15 protein-coding genes, 6 tRNA genes and 1 riboswitch are annotated in these 19,259 nt (G+C 60.8%); of the genes, 20 read left to right on the top strand and 1 reads right to left on the bottom strand.

The genetic code is table 11. From position 1 onward, the window contains the following. Position 1 precedes the first annotated feature (1 nt). From PSCI_RS00880 to PSCI_RS00830, 11 genes are all read left to right on the top strand, one after another. Positions 2 to 1,114 carry a M14 family metallopeptidase gene (locus PSCI_RS00880; RefSeq protein ID WP_045481557.1) on the top strand — a complete coding sequence of 371 codons (1,113 nt, stop codon included), beginning with the start codon at positions 2 to 4 and terminating at the stop codon, positions 1,112 to 1,114. Positions 1,115 to 1,138: 24 nt separating this feature from the next. Then, positions 1,139 to 1,903, top strand: a complete 765-nt coding sequence (locus PSCI_RS00875; RefSeq protein ID WP_045481554.1) for an ABC transporter ATP-binding protein — start codon at positions 1,139 to 1,141, stop codon at positions 1,901 to 1,903. Positions 1,904 to 2,043: 140 nt separating this feature from the next. Continuing rightward, positions 2,044 to 3,051 carry a GlxA family transcriptional regulator gene (locus PSCI_RS00870; RefSeq protein WP_045481550.1) on the top strand — a complete coding sequence of 336 codons (1,008 nt, stop codon included), beginning with the start codon at positions 2,044 to 2,046 and terminating at the stop codon, positions 3,049 to 3,051. Between the two features lie 364 nt (positions 3,052 to 3,415). Further along, on the top strand, positions 3,416 to 4,633 hold the full coding sequence (locus PSCI_RS00865) for an aspartate aminotransferase family protein (protein ID WP_045481547.1): 1,218 nt from the start codon (positions 3,416 to 3,418) through the stop codon (positions 4,631 to 4,633). A gap of 103 nt (positions 4,634 to 4,736) precedes the next feature. Beyond that, a complete protein-coding gene (aruF, locus tag PSCI_RS00860; RefSeq protein WP_045481544.1) occupies positions 4,737 to 5,768 on the top strand; it encodes an arginine/ornithine succinyltransferase subunit alpha in 1,032 nt (343 codons plus the stop codon). Between the two features lie 52 nt (positions 5,769 to 5,820). Beyond that, positions 5,821 to 6,837, top strand: a complete 1,017-nt coding sequence (astA, locus tag PSCI_RS00855; protein WP_045481541.1) for an arginine N-succinyltransferase — start codon at positions 5,821 to 5,823, stop codon at positions 6,835 to 6,837. Next, the gene (gene astD / locus PSCI_RS00850) at positions 6,834 to 8,303 is read left to right on the top strand and encodes a succinylglutamate-semialdehyde dehydrogenase (RefSeq protein ID WP_162484339.1); all 1,470 of its coding nucleotides are present in this window, start codon (positions 6,834 to 6,836) and stop codon (positions 8,301 to 8,303) included. The genes astA and astD overlap by 4 nt, the downstream gene beginning before the upstream one ends. Before the next feature lie 46 nt (positions 8,304 to 8,349). Beyond that, complete coding sequence (gene astB / locus PSCI_RS00845; RefSeq protein ID WP_045481535.1) at positions 8,350 to 9,696, top strand: N-succinylarginine dihydrolase; 1,347 nt, start codon at positions 8,350 to 8,352, stop codon at positions 9,694 to 9,696. A gap of 34 nt (positions 9,697 to 9,730) precedes the next feature. Beyond that, positions 9,731 to 10,015, top strand: a complete 285-nt coding sequence (locus PSCI_RS00840) for a topoisomerase II (protein ID WP_045481533.1) — start codon at positions 9,731 to 9,733, stop codon at positions 10,013 to 10,015. 15 nt (positions 10,016 to 10,030) lie between these two features. Then, a complete protein-coding gene (gene astE, locus PSCI_RS00835) occupies positions 10,031 to 11,041 on the top strand; it encodes a succinylglutamate desuccinylase (RefSeq protein ID WP_045481529.1) in 1,011 nt (336 codons plus the stop codon). A gap of 353 nt (positions 11,042 to 11,394) precedes the next feature. After that, the gene (locus PSCI_RS00830) at positions 11,395 to 12,522 is read left to right on the top strand and encodes an IS481 family transposase (protein ID WP_045493659.1); all 1,128 of its coding nucleotides are present in this window, start codon (positions 11,395 to 11,397) and stop codon (positions 12,520 to 12,522) included. 170 nt (positions 12,523 to 12,692) lie between these two features. Here the strand turns inward: PSCI_RS00830 and PSCI_RS00825 are convergent, their stop codons facing one another. Next, positions 12,693 to 13,199, bottom strand: coding sequence for a 6,7-dimethyl-8-ribityllumazine synthase (locus PSCI_RS00825; RefSeq protein WP_045481526.1), 507 nt, complete (start codon positions 13,197 to 13,199; stop codon positions 12,693 to 12,695). A 122-nt stretch (positions 13,200 to 13,321) separates the two neighbouring features. Next, positions 13,322 to 13,470: riboswitch (FMN riboswitch) on the bottom strand. A gap of 437 nt (positions 13,471 to 13,907) precedes the next feature. On the opposite strand from PSCI_RS00825, the gene alaS reads away from it, so the two are divergent. The 9 genes from alaS to PSCI_RS00780 all read left to right on the top strand — a co-directional run bounded on the left by alaS (position 13,908) and on the right by PSCI_RS00780 (position 19,251). Further along, a complete protein-coding gene (gene alaS, locus PSCI_RS00820; protein WP_045481523.1) occupies positions 13,908 to 16,532 on the top strand; it encodes an alanine--tRNA ligase in 2,625 nt (874 codons plus the stop codon). A gap of 90 nt (positions 16,533 to 16,622) precedes the next feature. Next, positions 16,623 to 17,855, top strand: coding sequence for an aspartate kinase (locus PSCI_RS00815; RefSeq protein WP_045481521.1), 1,233 nt, complete (start codon positions 16,623 to 16,625; stop codon positions 17,853 to 17,855). 177 nt (positions 17,856 to 18,032) lie between these two features. Beyond that, the gene (gene csrA, locus PSCI_RS00810) at positions 18,033 to 18,221 is read left to right on the top strand and encodes a carbon storage regulator CsrA (RefSeq protein WP_045481518.1); all 189 of its coding nucleotides are present in this window, start codon (positions 18,033 to 18,035) and stop codon (positions 18,219 to 18,221) included. A 61-nt stretch (positions 18,222 to 18,282) separates the two neighbouring features. Next, a tRNA-Ser gene (locus PSCI_RS00805) sits at positions 18,283 to 18,373 on the top strand. An 88-nt stretch (positions 18,374 to 18,461) separates the two neighbouring features. Beyond that, positions 18,462 to 18,538 (top strand) — tRNA-Arg (locus tag PSCI_RS00800). Between the two features lie 94 nt (positions 18,539 to 18,632). After that, a tRNA-Arg gene (locus tag PSCI_RS00795) sits at positions 18,633 to 18,709 on the top strand. A 142-nt stretch (positions 18,710 to 18,851) separates the two neighbouring features. Beyond that, a tRNA-Ser gene (locus PSCI_RS00790) sits at positions 18,852 to 18,942 on the top strand. Between the two features lie 6 nt (positions 18,943 to 18,948). Continuing rightward, positions 18,949 to 19,025 (top strand) — tRNA-Arg (locus PSCI_RS00785). 149 nt (positions 19,026 to 19,174) lie between these two features. Continuing rightward, a tRNA-Arg gene (locus PSCI_RS00780) sits at positions 19,175 to 19,251 on the top strand. Positions 19,252 to 19,259 lie beyond the last annotated feature (8 nt).

Raw genomic sequence — 19,259 nt, 5'->3', positions numbered from 1 at the left:
CATGCAACGAATCGATCACCCATTGCCGTGGAGCAGCCTCGGCAGCAGTCGCCAACTCAGTGTCTTTCGCTTCGGTGTCGGCGAGCGCAAGGCCTATATCCAGGCCAGTTTGCATGCCGATGAGCTACCCGGCATGCGCACCGCCTGGGAGCTGAAAAAGCGCCTGGCCGAGCTTGAGGTCCAAGGCGCGCTCAAAGGCACTGTCGAACTGGTGCCGGTGGCCAATCCGCTGGGCCTGGGGCAATTGTTCCAGGGCGCGCATCAGGGCCGCTTCGAGTTCGGCAGCGGGCGCAATTTCAATCGGGATTTCTTCGAGCTGAGCGAGCCGGTGGCGGCCAGCCTTGAGGGTCGCCTTGGCGATGATCCGCGTGCCAACGTGCAACTGGTGCGTCAGGCCATGCGCGATGCGCTGGCCGGTCTGCCACCGGCGAGCAGCGAGCTGGACGGCTTGCAGCGCTTGTTGCTCAGCCATGCCTGTGATGCCGATGTGGTGCTTGACCTGCACTGCGATGCCGAAGCAGCGCTGCATATGTACGCCTTGCCGCAGCACTGGCCGCAATGGCGTTCGCTGGCCGCGCACATGGGCATGAAGGTCGCGCTGCTGGCCGAAGACTCCGGCGGCAGCTCGTTCGACGAAGCCTGCTCGTTGCCCTGGTTGCGCCTGTCGCGGATCTTCCCCGACGCGCAGATCCCGCTGGCCTGCCTGGCCACCACGCTGGAGCTGGGCGGCCAGGCCGACACCGGCGCTGCCGCAGCACAGGCGCATGCGGCCGGTATCCTTGCGTTTCTCGCCGAGCAGGGCTTTATCGAGGGTGAATGGCCGCAGGCCGCATTTGAGGCCTGCGAAGGCATGCCTTTCGAAGGCACTGAACTGCTGTATGCGCCACACCCCGGTGTGGTGACGTTCCTGCGTGAGCCTGGTGCCTGGGTCGAGGCCGGCGAGCCGTTGTTCGAAGTCATCGATCCGCTGTCCGATCAGGTCAGCACCTTGTGTTCATCCAGCGCCGGCGTGCTGTTTGCCGTCGAGCGGCTGCGTTACGCTCAACCTGGTTTCTGGCTGGCCAAAGTGGCGGGGCGCACCGCGCGACGTCACGGACGGTTACTCAGTGACTGACCGATTTTTCGAGAACCTTCTACGATGAACAAACTGCAAGTCCAGGATCTGCACAAGCGCTACGGCACCCACGAGGTGCTCAAGGGTGTGTCACTGACCGCCCAGGCCGGCGATGTCATCAGCATCATCGGCTCCAGCGGCTCGGGCAAGAGTACCTTCCTGCGTTGCATTAACCTGCTTGAACAGCCCCATGCCGGCAAGATCATCCTTAATGGCGAAGAGCTGCGCCTGGTGCCGGGCAAGGACGGCAGCCTGCGCGCCGCTGACCCCAGGCAGTTGCAGCGCCTGCGCTCGCGGCTGTCGATGGTGTTCCAGCATTTCAACCTGTGGGCACACATGACCGCGCTGGAAAATGTCATCGAAGCGCCGGTGCAGGTGCTTGGCGTGCCACGCCAGGAGGCGCTGGAAAAGGCTGAGCACTATCTGGCGCGGGTCGGGGTGGCGCACCGTAAGGACGCTTATCCCGGCCACATGTCCGGTGGCGAGCAGCAGCGCGTGGCGATTGCCCGGGCGCTGGCCATGGAGCCTGAAGTGATGCTGTTCGACGAGCCAACCTCGGCGCTGGACCCGGAACTGGTCGGCGATGTGCTCAAGGTCATGCAAAGCCTGGCTCAGGAAGGCCGGACCATGGTAGTGGTGACCCACGAGATGGGCTTTGCCCGAGAAGTGTCCAACCAATTGGTGTTTCTCCATCAGGGGCTGGTTCAGGAGCGGGGCGATCCTCGCGAGGTGTTGAGCAATCCGCAATCGGAGCGTTTGCAGCAGTTCCTGGCGGGAAGCTTGAAGTGACTTGCACCAAGTTGGTGCTTTCTGATGTGGAACAAGGCATCCTGCGTCGGCGCATGCGCCCGATAGAGGCTGTGCAAGCACCGACAGCCTGATGGCCAGCGGTGTGGTTCCGCCTAACGGCGACATGTAGTGGATGTCTAATGACTGCTCATCGAATAGGTTTTCTAGTCTGGCCCGGTACCAAGGCCTTGACCCTGGCACTGGCTGAGGAAGCCTTGAGCGTTGCCCGGCAGGTTCACCCCGAGGTGAGCTACGAGCGGGTGGTGTTGCATGCCGAAACGGCCGACGCCGCAGCGGATACGCCGGCCAGCGCGGGTGACTGGCGTTTGCCGGGCGAGCCGTGGTCGGCTGCCGGGCTTGAGGGCCTGCACAAGCTGTTTCTGCTGGCGGACGAGCCGCCAGGGCCGATCTCGGCAGGCTTGGGCAGTGCGCTCAAGCAACTGGTGCGTAGCGGCTGCATGATCGGCGGCCTGTCGGCCGGGGTTTACCCGCTGGCCCAATTGGGTCTGCTCGATGGCTACCGCGCAGCGGTGCACTGGCGCTGGCAGGACGACTTCAGCGAGCGATTTCCCAAAGCCATCGCCACCAGCCATCTGTTCGACTGGGACCGTGACCGGATGACGGCTTGTGGCGGCCTGTCGGTGCTCGACCTGCTGCTGGCGGTGCTGGCCCGCGATCATGGCGCTGAACTGGCCGGTGCGGTGTCCGAAGAACTGGTGGTCGAGCGCATTCGTGAAGGCGGCGAGCGCCAGCGCATTCCATTGCAGAACCGTCTTGGCTCCAGCCACCCCAAGCTGACCCAGGCGGTCTTGCTGATGGAAGCCAATATCGAAGAGCCGCTGACCACCGACGAAATCGCCCAGCATGTTTGTGTTTCACGCCGGCAACTGGAGCGGATCTTCAAGCAATACCTCAACCGCGTACCCAGCCAGTACTACCTGGAGCTGCGCCTGAACAAGGCCCGTCAGATGCTGATGCAGACCAGCAAGTCGATCATTCAGATCGGTCTGTCGTGCGGCTTCTCGTCAGGGCCGCATTTCTCCAGCGCCTACCGCAACTTTTTCGGCGCCACCCCGCGCGAAGATCGCAACCAGCGCCGCAGCAACAGCCCGTTCGAACTGTCCTCGGTGCCGGCAGAGCGGGGGTAGGACCGGCCGGGCGGCGATCCGTTTTAGCCGGGAAGGCCATTCACCGTTGTAGGACCGGCTTTAGCCGGGAAGACGGTTTCGACGGTCGAAAGCCATTCACCGCTGTAGGACCGGCTTTAGCCGGGAAGGCGGTTTCGACGGTCGAAAGCCATTCACCGCTGAAGCGGTTCCTGCGACGGTTGCGATCATTCGCAAGGTGCATGGGTGACTTAATGTGTCGCTTGGTTGAAACTTGACGTCCATGTCCGCTCTTGGGCTGTAATAACTTGTCGCCTGCTAGCAAGGCCAGACAAAATGCAGTCCTTACAATCCTTTATCTATCGCTCGCCAGTTCCAGGCAGGCGTTTCTCTCCAGGAGATTCTGATGTCCGTTGAGCATGCTGCGGTGCAACGCGCCGATTTCGACCAGGTGATGGTCCCCAACTACGCACCGGCCGGGTTCATTCCCGTGCGTGGCGCGGGCTCCCGAGTCTGGGACCAGGCGGGCCGTGAGCTGGTGGATTTCTCCGGCGGCATCGCGGTCAACGTGCTGGGTCATTGCCACCCGGCGCTGGTGGGCGCACTGACGGCCCAGGCCAACAGCCTGTGGCACGTGTCCAACGTATTCACCAACGAGCCGACCCTGCGTCTGGCGCACAAACTGGTGGACGCCACCTTTGCCGAGCGGGTGTTCTTCTGCAACTCCGGCGCTGAAGCCAACGAAGCGGCTTTCAAGCTGGCCCGGCGTGTCGCTCATGACCTGCACGGCCCGGAAAAACACGAGATCATCGCGGCGCTGAACAGCTTCCACGGCCGCACCCTGTTTACCGTCAGCGTCGGCGGTCAGCCGAAGTATTCCGACGGTTTCGGGCCGAAGATCACTGGCATCAGCCATGTGCCGTACAACGACCTGGATGCGCTCAAGGCCGCGATCAGCGACAAGACTTGCGCCGTGGTCCTGGAGCCGATCCAGGGCGAGGGCGGCGTGCTGCCGGCTGATCTGGCTTATCTGCAAGGCGCCCGTGAGCTGTGCGACCAGCACAACGCGCTGCTGATCTTCGACGAAGTGCAGAGCGGCATGGGCCGGACCGGCAAGCTGTTCGCTTATCAGCACTACGGCGTGACCCCGGACATCCTGTCCAGCGCCAAGAGCATTGGTGGCGGCTTCCCGCTGGCGGCGATGCTGACCACCGAGAAACTGGCCAGCCACTTCTCGGTTGGCGTTCACGGCACCACTTACGGCGGCAACCCGTTGGCCTGTGCCGTGGGCGAAGCGGTTATCGACATCGTCAACACCCCGCAGGTGCTTGAAGGTGTGCAAGCCAAGCATGAACTGTTCAAGATCCGTCTGCTGGACATCGGCCAGAAATACGGCGTGTTCAGCGAGGTGCGTGGTCAGGGCCTGCTGATCGGTGCGGTGCTCAGCGATGCCTGGAAGGGTAAGGCCAAGGACTTCTTCGCCGCTGCCGAGACCGAAGACCTGATGATCCTGCAGGCCGGCCCTGACGTGGTTCGTTTTGCGCCCAGCCTGGTGATCCTCGATGCTGATATCGAAGAGGGCCTGAACCGCTTCGAACGTGCCGTGGCCAAGCTTACGGCCTGATGTCGCGCTGCTGTCGCCGGGTGCGGCAGCGGCCAGAATTCGTGGCGCGCAGGTAACGCCTGCGCGCCTCAGTGATTGATCACACACGCTAAGGAGTGACGCCATGCTGGTGATGCGCCCCGCGCAAATGGCCGACCTGGCCGAGGTCCAGCGCCTCGCTGCCGATAGCCCGATCGGTGTCACCTCCCTGCCCGACGATGCCGGCCGGTTGGGTGACAAGATCGCTGCGTCCGAGTCTTCGTTCGCCGCCGAGGTCAGTTTCAACGGTGAAGAGACCTATTTCTTTGTGCTCGAAGACAGTCAGACCGGGCGTCTGGTCGGCTGCTCCGGGATCGTCGCATCGGCGGGTTATTCCGAGCCGTTCTACAGCTTTCGTAACGAGACCTTCGTCCACGCCTCCCGCGAGTTGAAGATTCACAACAAGACTCACGTGTTGTCGCTGTGTCACGACCTTACAGGCAACAGCTTGCTGACCAGCTTTTATGTGATCCCGGAGCTGGTCGGCAGCGCCTGGTCGGAACTCAACTCCCGTGCCCGGCTGCTGTTCATTGCCAGCCATCCTGAGCGCTTTGCCGAATCAGTGGTGACCGAGATCGTCGGTTACAGTGATGAGAACGGCGACTCACCGTTCTGGGACTCGATCGGCCGGCATTTCTTCAACCTCAACTACGCCGATGCCGAGCGTCTTTGCGGACTCAAGAGCCGGACCTTTCTGGCCGAGCTGATGCCGCATTACCCGATCTACGTGCCGCTGTTGTCCGATGATGCCCAGGAGGCCATGGGCCAGGTGCATCCACGGGCGCAGATCACCTTCGATATCCTGATGCGCGAAGGCTTCGAGACCGACCACTACATCGACATTTTCGATGGCGGTCCGACCTTGCATGCGCGGGTGTCCAGTATTCGTTCGATTGCCCAGAGCCGCCTGGTGCCGGTCAGGGTTCAGGGCGATGCCGATGCCGATGTCGTCCGTGGGGGGCGTCCGTATCTGGTGGCCAACGATCTGCTGCAGGACTACCGCGCCGTGTTGCTGGAGCTGGACTGGGCGCCAGGCCGCCCGGTGACCCTGAATCGCCAGGCCGCCGAGGCACTGGGCGTCGGTGAAGGCGCCAGTGTGCGTATTGTTTCGGTCTGACGGCGCAAGCCTGACCGGTTCGCGGCCCCGCACGGGGCCTTGAGGAGAAGACATGATCGTTCGTTCCGTCCGCAGCAGTGATCTGCCCGCGCTGATCGACCTGGCGCGCAGCACCGGTGCCGGTCTGACCACCCTGCCTGCCAACGAGCAGCGCCTGACCCACCGCGTGGGCTGGGCGGAAAAAAGCTTTCGCGGTGAAGCCGAGCGCGCCGACTCCGACTACCTGTTCGTGCTTGAAGACGAGAACGGCCAGGTCATCGGCATCTCGGCCATTGCCGGTGCGGTGGGGTTGCGCGAGCCCTGGTACAACTACCGGGTCGGCCTGACGGTCAACGCCTCGCAAGAGTTGAACATCTATCGCGAGATTCCGACCCTGTTCCTGGCCAATGACCTGACCGGCAACTCGGAGCTGTGCTCGCTGTTCCTGCACGCCAACTCGCGCAACGGGCTCAATGGCCGCTTGCTGTCCAAGGCGCGCATGCTGTTCATTGCCGAGTTTCCCGAACTGTTCGGCCCCAAGATCATCGCCGAGATGCGCGGTATCTCGGATGGTCAGGGCCGGGCGCCGTTCTGGGAAAGCCTGGGCCGGCACTTCTTCAAAATGGAGTTCAGCCAGGCTGACTACCTGACCGGGGTCGGTAACAAGGCGTTTATCGCTGAACTGATGCCCAAGTTTCCGCTGTACACCTGCTTCCTGTCTGATGACGCTCGCAGCGTGATCGGCCGCGTGCATGCCGAAACCGAACCGGCGCTGACCATGCTCAAGAGTGAAGGCTTCACCTATCAGGGCTACGTCGATATCTTCGATGCCGGCCCGGCCATCGAGTGCGAGACCGGCAAGATCCGTGCAGTGCGCGACAGCCAGACCCTGGTGTTGTCGATCGGCACCGCCGGTGATGAGGCGCCGCTGTTCCTGATCCACAACCGCAAGCGTGAGGACTGCCGTATCACCGTCGGCCGTGCGCGTTCGGTGGCCGGCACCCTGGTGGTCGATCCGGCCACGGCGCGGCGCCTGCGCATGAGCCCTGGTGATAATGTCCGCGCCGTGCCGCTGTCGGCGGGTGGCTGATGAGCAGCCTGTTCATCGCGGGCCAGTGGCAGGCGGGGCAGGGCGAGGCCTTCGCTGCGCATAACCCGGTCAGCCAGCAGCGGGTCTGGTCTGGCCAGGCGGCCAGCGCCGCCCAGGTCGATCAGGCCGTGCAGGCCGCGCGCCAGGCGTTCAGCGGCTGGGCATTGCGACCGTTGCAGGAGCGCATCGACCTGCTCGAAGCCTTTGCGGCGCGCTTGAAGGCCCGTGCTGATGAGCTGGCCCGACGCATCGGTCAAGAGACCGGCAAGCCGCTCTGGGAGGCCGCCACGGAAGTCACCAGCATGGCCAACAAGGTTGCCATCTCGATCCAGAGTTACCGTGAGCGTACCGGCGAGAAGGGCGGCCCGCTGGGCGATGCCAATGCCGTATTGCGTCACAAACCGCATGGCGTGGTGGCGGTGTTCGGACCTTACAACTTTCCCGGCCACTTGCCCAACGGGCATATCGTACCGGCGCTGCTGGCCGGCAATTGCGTGGTGTTCAAGCCCAGCGAACTGACTCCGGGGGTGGCTGAGCTGACCCTGCAGTGCTGGATCGAAGCGGGCTTGCCAGCCGGGGTGCTCAACCTGTTGCAAGGTGGCCGAGACACCGGTGTCGCGCTGGCCGCGCATGCCGATATCGACGGCTTGTTCTTCACCGGTTCCAGCCAGACCGGGCAAGCGCTGCATCGCCAGTTCGCCGGGCAGCCGCACAAGATTCTCGCCCTGGAAATGGGCGGCAATAACCCGTTGCTGGTCGATCAGGTGCAGGATGTCGATGCGGCGGTATACACCGTGATTCAGTCGGCATTCATCTCTGCCGGCCAGCGCTGCACCTGCGCCCGGCGCCTGCTGGTGCCGCAAGGCGGCTGGGGCGATGCCTTCTTGCTGCGCCTGGTGGCGGTGAGCCGCACCTTGCAGGTCGGTGCGTTCGACAGCCAGCCGGCGCCGTTCATGGGCGCGGTGATTTCACTGCGGGCCGCCGATGCACTGTTGCAGGCACAGAGCCGGTTGCTGGCCAATGGCGCTCAGGCGTTGCTTGAAATGACCCGTCTGCAAGCGGGCAGCGCGCTGCTCAGCCCCGGTATTGTCGATGTAACCGATGTGGCGCAGCGCCCTGACGAGGAACTGTTCGGCCCATTGCTGCAAGTGATCCGCTACAGCGACTTTGCGGCGGCCATCAATGAGGCCAATGCCACCCGTTATGGTCTGGCCGCCGGGCTATTGTCCGACAGCGAAGCGCGTTACCGTGACTTCTGGCTGCAAAGCCGCGCCGGTATCGTCAACTGGAACAAACCATTGACCGGTGCCGCCAGCACCGCGCCGTTCGGTGGGGTCGGTGCCTCGGGCAATCATCGCGCCAGTGCTTATTACGCGGCAGATTACTGTGCATACCCGGTAGCGTCCCTTGAGGCCCAGGCCTTGAGTCTGCCGGCCAGCCTCACGCCGGGTATTCGCTTCGACTGAGCCTTGCGCGCTGCAGCATAAAAAATAGATCCATGGAGCCGTCCTGATGAAAACCCGTGAAGTCAATTTCGACGGTCTGGTGGGCCCGACCCACAATTACGGGGGGCTGTCCTACGGCAACGTGGCCTCCCAGAGCAACAGCCAACTCAACTCCAACCCTCGTGAAGCGGCCTTGCAGGGCCTGGCCAAAATGAAAGCGCTGATGGATCTGGGCTTCACCCAGGGCCTGATTGCGCCCCAGGAGCGCCCGGACGTCGACAGCCTGCGACGGCTGGGGTTTAGCGGCAGCGATGCGCAGGTGATCGAGAAGGCGGCGCGTCAGGACATGCCGCTGCTGGCGGCCAGCTGTTCGGCGTCGAGCATGTGGGTGGCCAACGCCGCCACCGTCAGCCCCAGTGCCGACACCCATGATGGCCGGGTGCATTTCACCGTTGCCAACCTCAACTGCAAATACCATCGCAGCATTGAACACCCGACCACCAGCCGGGTGCTGCAAGCGATGTTCGCTGACCCCCGGTATTTCGCCCACCATGCGGCATTGCCAGCGGTGGCGCAGTTCGGCGATGAAGGCGCGGCCAACCATACTCGCCTGTGCCGTGACCATGGCCAGCCTGGCATCGAGTTTTTCGTGTATGGCCGCAGCGCCTTCGACACCCGCTACCCGGCACCGCAAAAGTACCCGGCCCGCCAGACCCTCGAAGCCTCCAGCGCCGTGGCGCGCCTGCATGGCCTGAACGCCAGCCAGGTGGTTTTTGGCCAACAGAACCCGGCGGTGATCGATCAGGGCGTGTTTCATAACGACGTGATTGCGGTGGGCAATGGCGAAGTCCTGTTCCACCATGAAGATGCCTTTTTACACAGCAAGACCGTGCTGCGCGAGTTGCAGGACAAGCTCGCTCGGGTCGGCGGTCACCTGCAGGCGATCTGCGTGCCGCGTGCTGAAGTCGGTGTCGAGGATGCGGTACGCTCTTACCTGTTCAACAGCCAGTTGCTCACGTGTGACGACGGCAGCATGTTGCTGATCGTCCCCCAGGAGTGCCAGGCCAACCCACGGGTGTGGAATTACTTGCAGGCGCTGTTGAGCCAGGGTGGCCCGATCCGCCAGGTGCGCGCCTTCGACCTCAAGCAGAGCATGCGCAATGGTGGTGGGCCGGCCTGCCTGCGCCTGCGGGTGGTGTTGACCGCGCAGGAACTGGCGGCGATCAATCCAGCGGTTATCCTCAGTGACAGCTTGTATAGCGTGCTGACCGACTGGGTCGCCAAGCACTACCGCGACCGAATGCACGAACGCGATCTGGCCGACCCGCAATTGCTGATTGAATGTCGCACGGCATTGGATGAGCTGACGCAAATCCTTAAACTGGGCGCCGTTTATCCGTTTCAACAAATCTGACGCGCTTTTTAACTCAAGCCTGGAGCACCCGAACATGAGCGACGCCCTGCAGTTGATCCTTGAAGATGCCGATGGCAATACCAGCAGCGTGTCCAGCACCCGCCTGGCGGTGGTCTGGCAAGGCAAGGAAATATGGATCCAGCATGACGGCCGTGGCCAGTTGCTGATCGGTGTCGATGTGGAAGAGGGCGATACTGAATACGCCAACCTGTTGCTGCGTCCATTGGCGACCAACCTGGTTAGCCTGCAACTGGAAATGGAGCCGGCCGATCTGGATGAGCAAGACGGTCACGTCCACGGTCCGGACTGCAACCACTAAGACAGGGAGTCGTCTATGCTCGCCCTCGGTAAACTGCTTGACCTGACCCTGGCCGGCCGTGAACCGGCGGAGAAGACTCAACTGACCGTCGGCGGCGTGCGCATGCGCTGGCTGGGCGAGGGCGCGCTTGAAGTGCGGCCCGCCCAGAGCCGCGACAATGGTCTGGACCTGCTGCTGTCGGCGGGTATCCATGGCAACGAAACCGCGCCGATCGAGCTGCTCGACGAGCTGATTCGCGGTATTGCCCGAGGCCAGCTTGTGCCACGGGCACGTATTCTGTTTCTGCTCGGCAACCCTGAGGCCATGCGCCGTGGGGTGCGTTATATCGAGCATGACCTCAACCGGCTGTTCAACGGCCAGCACGAACATAGCGGCGGCCTCGAAGCGCTGCGCGCCTGTGAGCTTGAACGACTGGCCAGCAGTTTCTTTAGCCTGGCCGATCGCTACCGTCTGCACTACGACCTGCACACCGCGATCCGTGGCTCGGCAATCGAACAGTTTGCCCTGTGCCCATGGAAACAAGACCGCCCTGTTTCGCGCCACGAACTGGCCTGCCTGCGCGCCGCCGGCATTCGCGCGGCGCTGCTGCAGCACAAACCCTCCAACGTGTTCAGTGCCTACACCCGCGACAAACTCGATGCACAGGCCTTCACCCTGGAGCTGGGCAAGGCGCGCCCGTTCGGCCACAACCAGCACGTCGACCTGGCGGCCTTGCGCCAGCGACTGATCCAGATCATCGAAGGTAACGAGCCGCAAACCGAAGAAGACCATCTTGACGGCCTGCAACTGTTCAGCGTGGCGCAGGAAATCATCAAACACAGCGACGCCTTCATCCTGCACCTGGCCTGCGAAGTCGAAAACTTCACCGAACTCGACAAAGGCTACCTGCTGGCTCAGGACGGCAATACTCGCTGGGTCATAGAGCAGCCAGGCACCCGAATCATCTTCCCCAACCCCAAAGTGGCCAATGGACTCAGGGCAGGGATATTGATCGTACCGGTGGGCGAGGAGGCGCTGCAGGGGTAAGGCAGTCGCGGATCTTGATCTTGTCTTTGCTTCTGCTTTTCGAGTCGAGATGGTACAGACGCCGCTGAACGCGACTTGGGTGTCGGCCGAGTGTAGGTGTCGATTCGGGGGAGAAACCGGCAGGGAAGCCGCTGCTCTTCATATTAGGAGCAGGTGCGCTGGGCAGGACGCCCATCGCGCCGGCCCCGAATCGGCGCCGGAAAGAGGGAAGTCCGCCCATCGGGCGGACCCAAACCAGGAGCAAGCAGTTTTCCCCCATTTTGCTGCTTTGTATAGACTGGAGACATGGTGGACACGTGTACGGGGACATGGTTGACACTTTCGGCAAGCACATTTGCCGGAATGTTTCGACCATGCCTTGGAACACGAGAGACGCCATGAGCCTGAAAGAAGAGTTCATTACCCTGGCGCGCCAGCCCAGCGCCAACATCAGAGCGCTATGCCGCCAGTACGGCATCAGCCCGCAAACGGGCTACAAGTGGCTCAGACGTTTTGAGCAAGACGGTGAGGAGGGCCTGAAGGAGAAGTCCCGCAGGCCGGCTGCCAGCCCCACGCAAACGGCCCCCGGGCTTGAGGCGGAAGTCATTGCGCTACGCCAAGCTCACCCGGCATGGGGTGGTCGCAAGATCAGTCACGTGCTAGATCAGCGCATTTCGCCCAGCACCGTCACCAATGTTCTGCATCGGCATGGGTTGATAACACCTGAGGCCAGTGCCGCAGCCACCCCTTGGAAACGCTTCGAACATGAAGCGCCCAACGATCTGTGGCAGATGGATTTCAAAGGATATTTCCAAACAGGTCAGGGTGTTTGTCATCCGTTGACAATGATCGACGATCACTCGCGCTTCAACCTGGTGATTCAAGCTTGCGCGCATCAGCGTGGACCATTGGTTCAAGAGCACATGACGGAGGTATTTAGGCGCTATGGAATACCGTTGCAGATCAATGTCGACAATGGCGCACCCTGGGGAGCGCCTCGCAACCCCGGCGAGCTCACGCCCCTTGGCATCTGGCTTGTGCGACTGGGCATTCACCTTAGTTTCAGCCGCCCCAGGCACCCGCAAACCAACGGTAAGAACGAGCGTTTTCACCGAAGTTTCAAGGCTGAAGTCTTAAATGGTTGCACGTTCCGTAACCTGAATGAGGCCCAGCAGGCGTTTGATCAGTGGCGGGAAATCTACAACCATCGGCGCCCGCATGAAGCTCTGAATTACAAGACGCCCATGCATCGTTATCGCATCAGCCAGAGAGCGTTCCCCAGGCAGCTCGGCGAGTTTGAGTACGGCCCGGAGGATGTTTTGGTGAAGCCCTATGACAGCCAGTTCCGCTTCAAGAAGCGCTCGTTCCGCATCGCCCATGCCCTGTCGGGTCATACTTTGGCGCTGCGGCCGAGCAAGAAAGGGCCCGAGCACTTCGATGTGTTCTTCTGCCATCACAAACTAAGAACGATCGATTTTAACCAGCCCGATAGCAAGCGATAATGTGTCAACCATGTCCCCGCACACGTGTCAGCGATGTCTCCGGTCCGTACACGGCTTTCAAAATGGGGTCGCCCGTCGGGGCGAAACCCGTAGCCCAGACAACCACGGCAATGATTTTTGCACCGTGTTGAGCCGATCGCGGTTAAAACCGCTCCTACAGCGCCATCGGTTTAGCTAGCGACCTTCTGCGGCGCCGCCGGATGCTGCAACTGCCGAACCTTGGCCAGCGTATCAGCACAGGTGCGCGCCGCTTCCTGACCTTTATGCACGAAGTGCTCGAAGAAAAACTTCTGATGCTCTTCACCGGCATGGAAATGATGCGGTGTCAGCACCACCGAGAACACCGGCACACGGGTCTCCAGTTGCACCTGCATCAAGCCACTGATCACCGACTGCGCCACGAACTCATGGCGATAGATGCCGCCATCGACCACCAGCCCGGCCGCCACAATCCCGGCATAACGGCCACTTTCAGCCAATAGCTTGGCATGCAGCGGAATCTCGAAAGCCCCACCCACCTCGTAAAAGTCGATATCACTCTCGCTGTAACCCAGCTCAATCAGCGTTTCGACAAAACCCTTGCGGCTCTGATCGACAATATCCTTGTGCCAGCAGGCCTGAATGAACGCAATACGCTCGTTAGCGTGGGCTTTGCTGTTAATTGCGGTAGGTTGCACGTGTTCTGACTCCTGTTTATGAAAAAAACAGGGCGTTTGGATCGAAGGGGATACTGGCAGCGTATGAAAACATCGACACCGGCACGGTCTCGACGAGGTTTTCCGTATACGATCGACACTCATCCCGTTCTCTCTTCATCCGGACTATGACCGTCGGCCCCGGAATCACACCGGGTCTGCTGACCTTCAGGAAGGGCCTGAAGCGCTCGCGGGCTAGGCGTTGTACGCCATTACCGCCGGTGGGGACTTGCACCCCGCCCTGAGAACGTGCCGACACCCTTAAGGTGACGGCGAAAGATTTGTAACACAGTTGCCATCAATATGCTTGGACACTTTAGTCGAGTGACCCTGCCATTTGCTTATAAGCACTGGCCCGCGTGCATCTGTGCCGATGCCGGTTTACGTTCAGGTGAGAATATTGATCCGGCTCGTTCGTCCATTAAGAGAAAGGTCCAGACCTGTCAGCGCGACCGCACAATAAACTGGATGAGAGAACCTCGGTTTGCTGGCATGGGTCGCCGCCCGTGGCGTTGCAACCAGTCGTGTTACGGTCGCCTCTGAAGGCGACCGATAATCCAATTGAGCATCTCTATCATACAAACACACTGTACCGTGGCCGCAACGCCTATATAATGCGGCCCTTTGCCGTCGTTACGTCCAGTGTGGCGTTGTGTACGGGCCTGGCAGCAGTCTCCGTGGAAGAACCTAATGAAAAGCGCAGAAATCCGTGAAGCCTTCCTGAGCTTCTTCGAAGAACAGGGTCACACTCGTGTAGCCTCCAGCTCCCTGATTCCGGGCAACGACCCGACCCTGCTGTTCACCAACGCAGGCATGAACCAGTTCAAGGACTGCTTTCTGGGGCAGGAAAAGCGCGCCTACACGCGTGCCGTGACCAGCCAGAAATGCGTGCGTGCCGGCGGCAAGCACAATGACCTGGAAAACGTCGGCTATACCGCCCGTCACCACACGTTCTTCGAAATGCTGGGTAACTTCAGCTTCGGTGACTATTTCAAGCGCGACGCGATCACCTTTGCCTGGACCTTCCTGACTTCCGAGAAGTGGCTGAACCTGCCCAAGGAAAAACTCTGGGTCACCGTCTACGCCACCGACGACGAAGCCTACGACATCTGGACCAAGGAAGTCGGCGTGCCGGCCGAGCGCATGGTGCGCATTGGCGACAACAAGGGCGCGCCTTACGCTTCGGACAACTTCTGGACCATGGGCGATACCGGCCCGTGCGGTCCGTGCACCGAGATCTTCTTTGACCACGGCGCAGACATCTGGGGCGGCCCGCCCGGCTCGCCGGAAGAAGACGGTGACCGCTACATCGAGATCTGGAACAACGTGTTCATGCAGTTCAACCGCACCGCTGATGGCGTGCTGCACCCGCTGCCAGCGCCGTCGGTAGACACCGGCATGGGCCTGGAGCGGGTCAGTGCGGTGTTGCAGCACGTGCATTCGAACTACGAGATCGACCTGTTCCAGAGCCTGCTGGCCGCTTGCGCACAGGCCATCGGTTGCAGCAATGATGCACAGGCCTCGCTGAAAGTCGTGGCTGACCACATCCGTTCTTGCGGCTTCCTGATTGCCGACGGCGTACTGCCGTCCAACGAAGGCCGTGGCTACGTGCTGCGACGCATCATTCGCCGCGCCTGCCGTCATGGCAACAAGCTCGGCGCCAAGGGCAGCTTCTTCCACAAGATCGTCGCGGCGCTGGTGGCCGAGATGGGCGCAGCTTACCCAGAGCTGGTCGCCCAGCAGGCGCACATCGAGCGCGTGCTCAAGGCTGAAGAAGAGCAGTTCGCCAAGACCCTGGAGCAGGGTCTGAAGATTCTTGAACAGGACCTGGCCGAGCTCAAGGGCTCTGTGGTGCCTGGCGAAGTCATCTTCAAGCTGTACGACACCTACGGCTTCCCGATGGACCTGACCGGTGACATCGCCCGTGAGCGCGAGCTTACCCTCGACGAGGCCGGTTTCGAGCGTGAGATGGACGCCCAGCGCGAGCGCGCCCGTTCGGCCAGCGCCTTCGGCCTGGACTACAACAGTCTGGTCAAGGTCGACACCGCGACCGAGTTCACCGGCTATGCCGAAACCGCAGGCGCTGCCAGGGTTGTGGCCATCTACAAGGATGGTCAGTCGATCGGTCAGCTTAACGAAGGCGAAGAGGGCGTTGTGGTCCTCGACACCACGCCGTTCTACGCTGAATCCGGTGGCCAGATCGGTGACAGCGGTTACCTGCAGGCCGGCGATGTACGTTTTGACGTGCGTGACACCACCAAGACCGGCGGCGCGTTCCTGCACCACGGTGTGATTGCCAGCGGCAGTTTGACCGTCGGCGCCGAAGTACAGGCCCAGGTCGCGGGTGAAGTGCGCCAGGCCACCTCGCTCAACCACTCGGCCACGCACTTGCTGCATGAAGCCCTGCGCCGCGTGCTGGGTGAGCACGTGCAGCAGAAAGGCTCGCTGGTCGACAGTCAGCGCCTGCGTTTTGACTTCAGCCATTTCGAGTCGATCAAGCCTGAGCAATTGCGTGAGCTTGAAGACATCGTCAACGCCGAAGTGCGCAAGAACACCGAGGTGCTGACCGAGATCACCGACATCGAGACCGCCAAGGCCAAAGGCGCCATGGCGCTGTTCGGCGAAAAATACGGCGACACCGTGCGCGTGCTGAGCATGGGCGGCGATTTCTCCGTCGAGCTGTGTGGCGGTATCCACGCCAAGCGCACCGGCGACATCGCGCTGTTCAAGATCATCAGTGAAGGCGGCGTGGCTGCTGGCGTACGCCGTATCGAAGCGGTGACCGGTGCGGCGGCGCTGAACTGGGTCAACTCGGCCGAAGATCAACTCAAGGAAGCCGCGAGCCTGATCAAGGGTAATCGCGACAACCTGCTGGACAAGCTGACGGCGGTGCTTGAGCGCAACCGTCAACTGGAAAAACAACTGGAACAATTGCAGGCCAAGGCGGCCAGCGCAGCGGGCGACGATCTGTCGGCCCAGGCGCAGGACGTCAAGGGTGTGAAGGTTCTGACCGCACGTCTGGATGGTCAGGACGGCAAAGCGCTGCTAGCGCTGGTCGATCAGTTGAAGAACAAGCTCGGCCGCGCAGTGATCCTGCTCGGCGGGGTGCAGGATGACAAGGTCGTGCTGGTTGCCGGTGTGACCAAGGACCTGACTGGCCAACTCAAAGCCGGTGATCTGATGAAACAGGCGGCTGCCGCTGTGGGTGGTAAAGGTGGTGGTCGTCCCGACATGGCCCAGGGTGGCGGTGTCGATGCAAGCGCCCTGGATGCGGCGCTGGCGCTGACCGTTCCGTTCGTGGAGCAGGGTGTCTGATCGGGCTCTGGCCTGCCGGAAGTCCGGCAGGCCAGAACCGGTCTGAATGTTTAACGGGTGCCCTTTAAAGGGTTCTGAGGCGGCTTTGACATGGCTTTGATCGTACAGAAATTTGGCGGCACCTCCGTCGGTTCCATCGAGCGTATCGAGCAGGTGGCCGAAAAGGTAAAAAAATTCCGCGAGTCCGGTGATGACCTGGTGGTCGTCCTGTCGGCCATGAGTGGTGAAACCAACCGTCTGATCGATCTGGCCAAACAGATCACCGATCAGCCGACGCCGCGTGAGCTGGACGTGATCGTTTCCACCGGCGAGCAGGTGACCATCGGCCTGCTGACCATGGCGCTGATCAAGCGCGGTGTGCCAGCAGTGTCCTACACCGGCAACCAGGTTCGTATTCTGACCGACAGCGCGCACACCAAGGCGCGCATCCTGGATATCGACGACCAGAAGATCCGCACCGACCTCAAGGCCGGCCGCGTGGTAGTGGTCGCAGGTTTCCAGGGGGTCGACGAAAGCGGCAATATCACGACCCTGGGGCGTGGCGGTTCGGACACCACCGGTGTGGCCCTGGCCGCAGCCTTGAAGGCTGACGAGTGCCAGATCTATACCGACGTCGACGGTGTTTACACCACCGACCCGCGGGTGGTGGCCCAGGCACAGCGCCTGGAGAAGATCACCTTCGAAGAGATGCTGGAAATGGCCAGCCTCGGCTCCAAGGTGTTGCAGATCCGTTCGGTCGAATTCGCCGGCAAATACAACGTCCCGCTGCGCGTCCTGCACAGCTTCAAGGAGGGTCCGGGTACCCTCATTACCATTGATGAAGAGGAATCCATGGAACAGCCGATCATTTCCGGCATCGCCTTCAACCGCGACGAAGCCAAGCTGACCATCCGTGGTGTGCCAGACACCCCGGGCGTGGCGTTCAAGATTCTCGGCCCGATCAGTGCCGCGAACATCGAAGTCGACATGATCGTGCAAAATGTTTCGCACGATAACACCACGGATTTCACCTTCACCGTGCACCGCAACGACTACCAGGCTGCGCTGCAGATCCTGGAAAGCACTGCGCGTGAAATCGGTGCCCGTGAAGCCGGTGGCGACACCAAGATCGCCAAGGTTTCCATCGTTGGCGTTGGCATGCGTTCGCACGCCGGTGTAGCCAGCCGCATGTTCGAAGCGCTGGCCAAAGAGAGCATCAATATCCAGATGATCTCGACCTCGGAAATCAAGGTTTCGGTGGTGATCGAAGAGAAGTACCTCGAGCTGGCCGTACGTGCTCTGCACACGGCCTTCGAACTGGACGCTCCCCGCCAGGGTGAGTGATCGTTGAAGCGAAAGGCGCGGTAGACCCGCGCCTTTCGTTTTTTGATCTGCGCACAAAGACTGTTCTTTTCGTTGCGTTAGTCAATACTCAGGCTTGGCTAGTGGCTTTTTGGTCACAGACTTGCCTCGTGGTTTTTCAGACTGTTGTTCCTGAATGTATTGCGTGAGGAGAAAGGTATGCTGATTCTGACTCGTCGGTGCGCAGAGAGCCTGATCATTGGTGATGGAGAAATCACCGTGACTGTGCTTGGCGTCAAGGGTAATCAAGTGCGCATCGGCGTCAATGCCCCCAAGGAAGTTGCGGTCCATCGTGAAGAAATCTACCTGCGGATCAAGAAAGAGAAGGATCAGGAACCAACCCATTAATTTATTTGAATTTTTTGTTTGCAAACGGGGAAATGCGTAGTTAATATACGCCCCGTGTTGCGGAGAGCTGGCCGAGTGGCCGAAGGCGCTCCCCTGCTAAGGGAGTACACCTCAAAAGGGTGTCGGGGGTTCGAATCCCCCGTTCTCCGCCATTATTTCAGTGTGTTGAACCTGGCTTTCGAAGCAAGAAAGCGCTTTACAAAAGAGTTCAGCAACCTAAAATGCGCAGCACCCAAATATGCACTCGTAGCTCAGCTGGATAGAGTACTCGGCTACGAACCGAGCGGTCACAGGTTCGAATCCTGTCGAGTGCACCATTTAAAGGTTGTTTGTCAGTTGGGGTGGTTAAGCCGCTCGATTAGACAGATAATCTGCTTCAACCAGCGGCGGTCTGGTATAAAACCACCACATGCACTCGTAGCTCAGCTGGATAGAGTACTCGGCTACGAACCGAGCGGTCACAGGTTCGAATCCTGTCGAGTGCACCATATTGAAAAGCCCGTATCGAAAGATACGGGCTTTTTTCTTTGTGTTTGAAAAAGCGGCTTCTTGCCATGGCAGGCTGTTGAATTTATTCAAAAAAGACCTTTGCAAGAGGCGACGAGATGATTATCATACGCCCCTTGTTGCGGAGAGCTGGCCGAGTGGCCGAAGGCGCTCCCCTGCTAAGGGAGTACACCTCAAAAGGGTGTCGGGGGTTCGAATCCCCCGTTCTCCGCCATAACATGCACTCGTAGCTCAGCTGGATAGAGTACTCGGCTACGAACCGAGCGGTCACAGGTTCGAATCCTGTCGAGTGCACCATACAAGCAAAGCCCGTATCGAAAGGTACGGGCTTTGTGTTTTTCCAGGGGCTGCAAAGCGTTGCCCGCAGGTTTTGTGTAAGTCTTTGAATTTATTTCAGAAAAGGCTTTACAGAATTATTGCAGGCCCTATAATGCGCACCATCAAATGCACTCGTAGCTCAGCTGGATAGAGTACTCGGCTACGAACCGAGCGGTCACAGGTTCGAATCCTGTCGAGTGCACCATACATCAA

The organism is Pseudomonas sp. StFLB209 (assembly GCF_000829415.1).
Taxonomy (GTDB): Bacteria; Pseudomonadota; Gammaproteobacteria; order Pseudomonadales; family Pseudomonadaceae; genus Aquipseudomonas.
Note: the sequence above shows the minus strand (reverse complement) of the source record. Positions and strands in the feature narration are given on the sequence as shown.

Excerpts from the sequence above, each read along its gene's own strand:
- PSCI_RS00880 (WP_045481557.1), top strand. The coding sequence starts at position 2 with ATGCAACGAATCGATCACCCATTGCCGTGGAGCAGCCTCGGCAGCAGT.
- PSCI_RS00875 (WP_045481554.1), top strand. The coding sequence starts at position 1,139 with ATGAACAAACTGCAAGTCCAGGATCTGCACAAGCGCTACGGCACCCAC.
- PSCI_RS00870 (WP_045481550.1), top strand. The coding sequence starts at position 2,044 with ATGACTGCTCATCGAATAGGTTTTCTAGTCTGGCCCGGTACCAAGGCC.
- PSCI_RS00865 (WP_045481547.1), top strand. The coding sequence starts at position 3,416 with ATGTCCGTTGAGCATGCTGCGGTGCAACGCGCCGATTTCGACCAGGTG.
- aruF (WP_045481544.1), top strand. The coding sequence starts at position 4,737 with ATGCTGGTGATGCGCCCCGCGCAAATGGCCGACCTGGCCGAGGTCCAG.
- astA (WP_045481541.1), top strand. The coding sequence starts at position 5,821 with ATGATCGTTCGTTCCGTCCGCAGCAGTGATCTGCCCGCGCTGATCGAC.
- astB (WP_045481535.1), top strand. The coding sequence starts at position 8,350 with ATGAAAACCCGTGAAGTCAATTTCGACGGTCTGGTGGGCCCGACCCAC.
- PSCI_RS00840 (WP_045481533.1), top strand. The coding sequence starts at position 9,731 with ATGAGCGACGCCCTGCAGTTGATCCTTGAAGATGCCGATGGCAATACC.
- astE (WP_045481529.1), top strand. The coding sequence starts at position 10,031 with ATGCTCGCCCTCGGTAAACTGCTTGACCTGACCCTGGCCGGCCGTGAA.
- PSCI_RS00830 (WP_045493659.1), top strand. The coding sequence starts at position 11,395 with ATGCCTTGGAACACGAGAGACGCCATGAGCCTGAAAGAAGAGTTCATT.
- alaS (WP_045481523.1), top strand. The coding sequence starts at position 13,908 with ATGAAAAGCGCAGAAATCCGTGAAGCCTTCCTGAGCTTCTTCGAAGAA.
- PSCI_RS00815 (WP_045481521.1), top strand. The coding sequence starts at position 16,623 with ATGGCTTTGATCGTACAGAAATTTGGCGGCACCTCCGTCGGTTCCATC.
- csrA (WP_045481518.1), top strand. The coding sequence starts at position 18,033 with ATGCTGATTCTGACTCGTCGGTGCGCAGAGAGCCTGATCATTGGTGAT.